General features: G+C 75.0%; 5 protein-coding genes and 2 pseudogenes. 1 reads left to right on the top strand and 6 read right to left on the bottom strand.

The window, feature by feature from the left end:
- Positions 1–11: 11 nt before the first annotated feature.
- The 5 genes and pseudogenes from AB0D66_RS27905 to AB0D66_RS27925 all read right to left on the bottom strand — a co-directional run bounded on the left by AB0D66_RS27905 (position 12) and on the right by AB0D66_RS27925 (position 5,301).
- Complete coding sequence (locus AB0D66_RS27905) at positions 12–1,208, bottom strand: AAA family ATPase (protein ID WP_362309165.1); 1,197 nt, start codon at positions 1,206–1,208, stop codon at positions 12–14.
- Positions 1,205–2,857 carry an ankyrin repeat domain-containing protein gene (locus tag AB0D66_RS27910; protein WP_362309168.1) on the bottom strand — a complete coding sequence of 551 codons (1,653 nt, stop codon included), beginning with the start codon at positions 2,855–2,857 and terminating at the stop codon, positions 1,205–1,207. The genes AB0D66_RS27905 and AB0D66_RS27910 overlap by 4 nt, the downstream gene beginning before the upstream one ends.
- A complete protein-coding gene (locus tag AB0D66_RS27915) occupies positions 2,854–3,990 on the bottom strand; it encodes a gala protein (protein WP_362309170.1) in 1,137 nt (378 codons plus the stop codon). The genes AB0D66_RS27910 and AB0D66_RS27915 overlap by 4 nt, the downstream gene beginning before the upstream one ends.
- A gap of 72 nt (positions 3,991–4,062) precedes the next feature.
- Positions 4,063–4,135 (bottom strand): annotated as a pseudogene (locus tag AB0D66_RS27920).
- Positions 4,136–4,215: 80 nt separating this feature from the next.
- Positions 4,216–5,301 carry a hypothetical protein gene (locus AB0D66_RS27925; RefSeq protein WP_362309173.1) on the bottom strand — a complete coding sequence of 362 codons (1,086 nt, stop codon included), beginning with the start codon at positions 5,299–5,301 and terminating at the stop codon, positions 4,216–4,218.
- Positions 5,302–5,518: 217 nt separating this feature from the next.
- On the opposite strand from AB0D66_RS27925, the gene AB0D66_RS27930 reads away from it, so the two are divergent.
- Positions 5,519–6,331: a glutamate ABC transporter substrate-binding protein gene (locus AB0D66_RS27930; RefSeq protein ID WP_362309176.1), complete on the top strand. Its 813-nt coding sequence runs from the start codon at positions 5,519–5,521 to the stop codon at positions 6,329–6,331.
- On the opposite strand, the pseudogene AB0D66_RS27935 reads toward AB0D66_RS27930, so the two are convergent.
- A pseudogene (locus tag AB0D66_RS27935) lies at positions 6,315–6,510 on the bottom strand (hypothetical protein); the annotation flags it as partial. The gene AB0D66_RS27930 and the pseudogene AB0D66_RS27935 sit on opposite strands and share 17 nt — an antisense overlap.

A 6,510-nucleotide genomic window follows, 5' to 3' on the forward strand; every position in this document is an offset into this window, starting at 1 on the left:
GGCGGGCCGGCTCAGCCGCCGCCCGGCAGGGAGCCGGACAGCTGGAGCAGTTCCACGAAGGCGTCGATGCCGGCCGGGACCGGCCAGTCGAGGTCGCGCATCGCGGCGAGGTCGGCGGCGGCGCGGGCGGCGACGTCGGGCACGCCCGCGTCCACGGCCTTGGCCAGGACCGCCCAGCCGGCCTCCCAGCGGGGGCGGGTGAGCTCGCTCTGCACGGCGGCGACCACGGCGATGAGGAAGGCCAGCTGCCGGTCGCCGCGCTCGGGCAGGGCGAAGGCGTCGGGGTCGGCGAGCACCCGGTCCGGGTCGGGCAGGTCGAGGTGTTCGAGGTACGAGAGCAGTTCGATCCCGGCGGCTTCGCCCACGGCGCCGGTCAGCGCGGCGGCCAGCGCCTCGCGGCCGGTGGAGGCCGCGTACCCGGTGGCGAGGAGCCGCAGGGCCATCTCCCAGGTGCGCGGGGAGGGCCAGCCGCGGCCCCGGGACGCGGCCTCGGCCGGCATGTGGTGGACCAGGCCCGGCCGGGCGGTGAGGAAGCCGGAGACGGCGCCGCGGGCGCGGGCGGCCGAGCCGGAGGCCTTGGCGGGGTCGACGGCCGGGATGGCCACCTCGGGCCAGGTGCCGGCCATGCCGCGGGCCACGGTGCGCGGGTTGTGCGTCCAGTCGAGGTGGACGAAGCGGTTGGCGAGGGGCGGGCTGAGGTGCCAGCCGTCGGCGGCGCTGGCGGGCGGGTTGGCCGCGGCTACGATCCGTACCGACGTCGGGAGTTCGAGGCTGCCGACCCGGCGCTCCAGGACCACCCGCAGCAGGGCGGCCTGCACGGCGGGCGGGGCGGAGGACAACTCGTCGAAGAACAGCAGTCCGTGGCCGGTGCGGGCGAGGCGGACGGCCCAGTCCGGCGGCGCCATGGGCACACCGGTGGTGGCGGGGTCCTCGCCGACGATGGGCAGCCCCGCGAAGTCGGAGGGCTCGTGGACGCTGGCGATGACCGTCTCCAGCCGCACGCCGAGCGCGGTGGCGAGCTGCTGCATGCCGGCGGACTTTCCGATCCCGGGCTCACCCCACAGCAGGACGGGCTGATTGGCCGTCACGGCCAGCGCCAGCGCCTCGAGTTGGGGGTTGGCCGCGGGTTCGGTGCGGGTCGCGCCCAGCCGCTCGCCCAGGGCGTCGGCGGCGGCCAGGGCGCGGGAGGGCTGCGGCTGTGCGCTCATGCGTCGTCGTCCTCGTCTTCCTCGCGGTCTTCCATGTGCTCGTCGAACCAGTCGGCGCCGATGCCGGGGTGCTCCGCGTCGACGCGCTCCCGCAGGAACGCGAGGTCGGCGCGCCGGTAGCGGCGGATCTCCTGGGACAGCGAAAGCTCCGTCTCGTCGAGGACGTCGATCCGGGAGCCGGCCGCCAGCAGGGCCCTGACCAGCTCCGGAGAACCGCCCCAGTGCACGGCGGACAGCAGCGGGGTGCGCTCGTGAGCGTCCCGCGCCTCCAGGTCGAGTCCGGCCGCGAGCAGCCGGGGCAGCAGCGCCTCGTGGTCGAGCAGGTGGAGTTCGTGCAGCAGTCCGCGTCCGCGGGCGTCCCTGACGCGGGGGTCCACGCCCGCGTCCAGCAGCGCCACCACTCCCGGAGTGTCGCCGTGCTGGACGCGCAGGAAGAGCTCCCGCCGCTGCTCGCGCAGACCGCGTGGCAGCCGCCCCTCGCCCGTGGTCCAGCTCTGCTGTACGGCGAAGCACCCGGAGACCTGGCCGCCGAAGGCCCGCATGGCGCGCTCGCGCTGCTGTTCCTCGGGGGTGTGCGGCACGTCGAGTACGCCGCCCCGCGAGCGCACTTCGTGCCACAGGCCGCGGCAGCGCACCCGTACCGGCCGGCCCGGGTCGGGGCCGGGCGGGCCCACGGCCGGTCCGGCATCGGGGAACAGCGCGGCGGACACCAGCGGGTGGAGCTCGCGCGGGGCGGTCCGGCCGGTCCGCACCAGTTCGAGGTCGGGGAGCGGCTGCCAGGTGTAGCCCGGCAGCGCGGGGACGGTGAGGGCTTCGGCCTGGTCGGCGAAGCGGGCCCGCAGCCGGTCGGTTCCCTCGGGCTCCAGCAGGAGGAACGCGGGCCAGCCGAACGCCACCCGGAACCGGTCGCCCGCGCCGGCCGCCACGAGCCGCCTCGTCTCCGGGACCAGCCGGGCGAGCGCCAGTGGCGGGTGCGCGAAGAGGGCCCGCGGGTCGACCGCGCGCTGGTAGCGCCGCGCGGCGGGCACGGTCAGGTCGCGCACGATGCCCGCCGCCGCGTAGGCCGCCTCGAAGTCCCCGGCGGCCTGGAGCCGGGCGATCCGGTCCGCGGGGCCGGCCGGTTCGCCGAAGCGCGCGCCGAGCTCGGGCGCGCGGCGGGCGTCCCAGAACGGGCGGGCGGCGACCCAGCTCTCCGGGCGGAAGCCGCCTCCCCCGTACGACCTCCACTTCACGGGGACGACGGGCGCGCAGTGCAGCCGCAGCCGCTGCGGGCCCTCGATCATCGTGGGCGTGGTGACGGACAGGCTCGGGCCGTCGGCGCCGCCGTACGAGGCGAGCACGATCCGCAGGTCGGGCTCGATGGTGGTACGGCCGCCCAGCACCCGCGGCAGGTGCCAGCGCAGCAGGTCCGGGGCGAGGTGGCGCAGGTCGTCCGCCACTGCCCCGGCGACGGCCGCGCCGTAGCGGGCCTCGATCTCGGGGAGTTCGAACGCCACGTCCACGGCGGCGGTGGCGCAGGCGGCCCGCCAGTCGCCGGCGAGCCGGTGCGCGGTGGCCTGCTCGATCATCCAGGCGGGCACGGCGTAGCGGCGGATCCGCTGCCAGGCCGGGCCGTCCTCGGGCCGGAAGGCGCCGGGCTGCCGGATCACCGGTACACGCTGCCGATGGCGCGCAGGTCCGGGTGGGCGGCGCGGGCGGGGCGGAGCCGCTCGCCGAAGGAGCGCTTCACGCGGCGGGGCAGGCCCGGGCCCAGGCCGACGTACTCCAGCGGGGTGTCGGCGGGCACCGCCGCGAGCAGGCCCTTCGCGCCGCGCCCGGTGAGGCCGGTGTGGCGCAGCTCCAGGCAGCGCAGGGGGCTGCCGGGGAGGGCGGCGGCCAGGGCGTACGCGCCTTCGTCTCCGGGGTGGTTGGCGGGGGCTCCCAGGCTCCGCTCGGACATGGTCCGTCCGAGGTCGAGGGCTTCGATGCGGCCGAGTGCGTCGGCCAGGGAGCGCGCTCCGGCGGGGCCGATGCCGTTGCCGCCCAGTCCGAGGCGGACCGGGTGCGCGGAGTCGGCCGCGGCGCCTGCGAGGGTGGCGGCGCCCTGGTCGCCGAGGTGGTTGGCGGGGAGGTACAGCTCGCGCACCCCGGCTTCCCGGATCAGGGCGGCGAGCAGCGGGGCGTCTTCGGCGCCGAGGCCGTTGCCGCCGAGGAAGAGCCGTTCCAGGGGCTGCCCGCGGTCCAGCAGGGCGTCGAGCAGGAGGCGTACGCCGTCGGCGCCGATCCCGGTGTTGACCAAGTCGAGGGTGCGCAGGGCGGTGTTGCGGCGCAGCAGCGCGGCGAGGCCGCGGGCGCCGCCCCCGAGGAGCGGGTTGCGCTTGAGCCAGAGCGCGCGGACGGTGGTGTCGTCGGCGAGGGCTCCGGCGAGGGCGCTGACCCCCTCGGGGCCGATCCGGTTGCAGCCGAGGTAGAGGGTGTGCAGCCCGTGGCCGCCGTTGAGGGTCCCGGCCAGGGTGCGGGCGCCCGCGTCGCCGATGGCGTTGGTGCCGAGCAGCAGGTGGGTGGCGTGCGCGGAGGCGGCCGCGGCCGGCAGCAGCCGGGCGGCGCCGTCCGGGCCGAGCCCCTGCTTGCAGAGGTCGACGCGGCCGTCGGTGCGCAGGGTGCCGAGCGGGAAGGCCTCGTCGGTCTCGACGGGCCGGGCGGCGGCGAGCCGGGCGAGCAGCGGGCCGAGTGCGGCCGGGTCGGCCGGCGGCAGGTCGGGGTGCTCGATCGCGGGGCACCGTACGGGTGTCGGCTGTGTCATCACCACTCCACCGGTTCCATCGCCGGTGCCCGGCGTCGATCGCGTATCCAGCGCGCATTCATCACGCAGACGCAAGACCGGTCGGATTCGAACCGACGTCCTCCAGCTTGATGCGTGGGCGCGACGACCTCTGCGCTACGGCCTTGCTGCGGACGATCATAGCGAGCCGGCGGCCGAAAATCGATCACCAGTTTGGGCGACCGATCTCCGACTGCCCCGCTATGCCTACCAGTTGCCGTCCTGGACCGGTTTGCCCGGCCTCGGGGCGTTTCCAAGCGGTTTGACCTGCGAGGGGTCCGGCTCCGCCCACGGAGCGTGGTCGTCCCCGAGCCACTCGCCCACCGGCTTGACCCCGGTCAGGGGTTCGCAGGGCGCGAGGTCGGCGCCGGTCTCGTCGTAGTAGTCGTACCAGGGCAGCCCGGCCTGGGTGTAGGCGGCGCGGTCCACCGGCGAGGGCGGCGCCTCCTCGCCGGTGATGCGGCGCCACGCGGGCGGGGTCACCAGGTGGACGAAGACCCGCGCCGCCGGCTCCCGCGCCCAGGCGGAGAGCGGCCGGTCGTCACGGTAGACCTCCTGGCGCATGGAGCCGCCGACGCCGAGCCCCATGGCCGGAGCCGCGGGGGCCGCGCCGCGGGCGGGAGCCGAGCCCGGTGCGGGCATCGCGGCCGGCGCCATCGCCATCGGCATGGCCGGGGGACCGCCGTAGCCGCCGAATCCGCCGGGGGCCGCCGGGCCCCCTCCGGGCCGGGGCGCCGGCCTGCGGGCCTCCCGCTGGGCGCGCCGCCACTCGGCCAACGCCTGCTCCCCGAGCGGGAACGCCTGGAGCTGCACCCCGCCGGTGGTCTCCTCGCCGGTGACCTGCCCCTCGACGGTGGCACCGAGCCCCAGCGGTACGGCGACGAACTGGCGCACCGTCCCGTCGCCCGAGTTGATCCCGTCCAACCACGGCTGCCGGGGCAGCACCACGTAGTTCTGCGGGTCGCGGCCCAGCCGGCCCGTCCAGCGCTCTCCCGACACCGCGCACACCTTGCCGACGCCGACCTGGAGCGCGGCGGGTTCGCCGCTCCGGCCGAAGCTCAGCCACATCGCCTCGCGCAAGTACACCGGCAGCATCACCCCGCCCTTCGCCAGCCACTCCGGCGGCACCGTGTCCGGGTAGTCCTCGACCCGCCTCAGCGGGAACTCCCCCAGCCCCGGCGGCAGTGCGTGCGTGCCCGATTCGGGCAGCCGCAAGGTCCGGATGAAGCGGATCTGCACCCCTTCGCCCAGATGCAGCGCATTGCCGTCGACGCGTACCGAACCTGTCCCCATGCCCGCCCTTTCTCCCGCCCCGGTGCGGACCCGCCACAGGTTCTGCGGCCGAACCGGATCGTTATGCTCAAGTTTTGCTCAGATCTAGTGACGCTGCGCCCGTCGCCTTCCTAGCTTCCTCGTACACGTGTCTAGACGTCCCCCCACGTTCCCGCGGTTCCACGCGCCCCAGCGACCCTGGCGGCCGTCCCGCGTTTTTCGAGGAAAGAGTGCAGCAATGAAGGTTCCCCAGGCCGGCGCGGTCGCCGCGGTGATCGCCCTCGCCCTGACCACCTCCGGCTGCGGCGGTGACGACGAGGCCGCGGGCACCCTCTCCATCGGCATCAAGTTCGACCAGCCGGGCATCGGCATGCGCGAGCCCGGCGGGGTCTTCTCCGGTTTCGACGTGGACGTGGCCACCTACGTGGCCAAGCAGCTCGGCTACCCGGCGGACCGGATCGAGTTCAAGCAGGTCTACAGCAACGACCGCGAACTGCTGCTCCAGTACAACGAGGTGGACTTCGTCGCCGCGAGCTACTCGATCAACGACAAGCGCAAGGAGAAGGTCGACTTCGCGGGGCCGTACTTCGTGGCCCACCAGGACCTGCTGGTCCGCGCCGCCGACACCTCCATCACCAAGGCGGAGGACCTCAACAACAAGCGGCTCTGCTCGGTGACCGGCTCCACCTCGGCCGAGAACATCAGGAAGGGGCTCGCCCCGAAGGCGAGCGTGCTGGAGCTCCCCGGGTACTCCGAGTGCCTCGTCGCCCTCCAGGACAACCTCGTCGACGCCATGACCACGGACAACTCCATCCTGGCCGGGTACGCGGCCAGGAAGGGCAACGAGGGCAAGTTCAAGCTGACGGGCCAGAACCTGAGCGTCGAGAACTACGGCATCGGCGTCAAGAAGGGCGACAAGGAGCTCCAGGGCAAGATCAACTCCGCGCTCAAGAAGATGGTCGAGGACGGCTCCTGGGAAGCGGCCGTGAAGAAGAACTTCGGCCCCGACTACAAGTACGAGCCGGCCCCGCCGATCACCACGGGCAGCTGACGGCCGTCGAGGCGGCGGCCGAATCCGGCAGGCCGGGCTCCGCCTTCGTCCGCCGATGGCGGCCTCCCGACGCCGGGGCCCGTCCGGCACGGTCCGCCGGACGGGCGAACAGCTGGTCCCGGCCCGCCTTGCCGCGGTAGTACTTCCAGTTGCCGCGCCGCAGGGCCCGCTCCCCGCGG

Source organism: Streptomyces sp. NPDC048270, from assembly GCF_040652335.1.
In the GTDB taxonomy this organism is placed as follows: domain Bacteria; phylum Actinomycetota; class Actinomycetes; order Streptomycetales; family Streptomycetaceae; genus Streptomyces.

Coding starts and splice junctions, on each gene's coding strand:
- AB0D66_RS27925 (WP_362309173.1), bottom strand. CDS start 5,301: ATGGGGACAGGTTCGGTACGCGTCGACGGCAATGCGCTGCATCTGGGC.
- AB0D66_RS27930 (WP_362309176.1), top strand. CDS start 5,519: ATGAAGGTTCCCCAGGCCGGCGCGGTCGCCGCGGTGATCGCCCTCGCC.
- AB0D66_RS27905 (WP_362309165.1), bottom strand. CDS start 1,208: ATGAGCGCACAGCCGCAGCCCTCCCGCGCCCTGGCCGCCGCCGACGCC.
- AB0D66_RS27915 (WP_362309170.1), bottom strand. CDS start 3,990: ATGACACAGCCGACACCCGTACGGTGCCCCGCGATCGAGCACCCCGAC.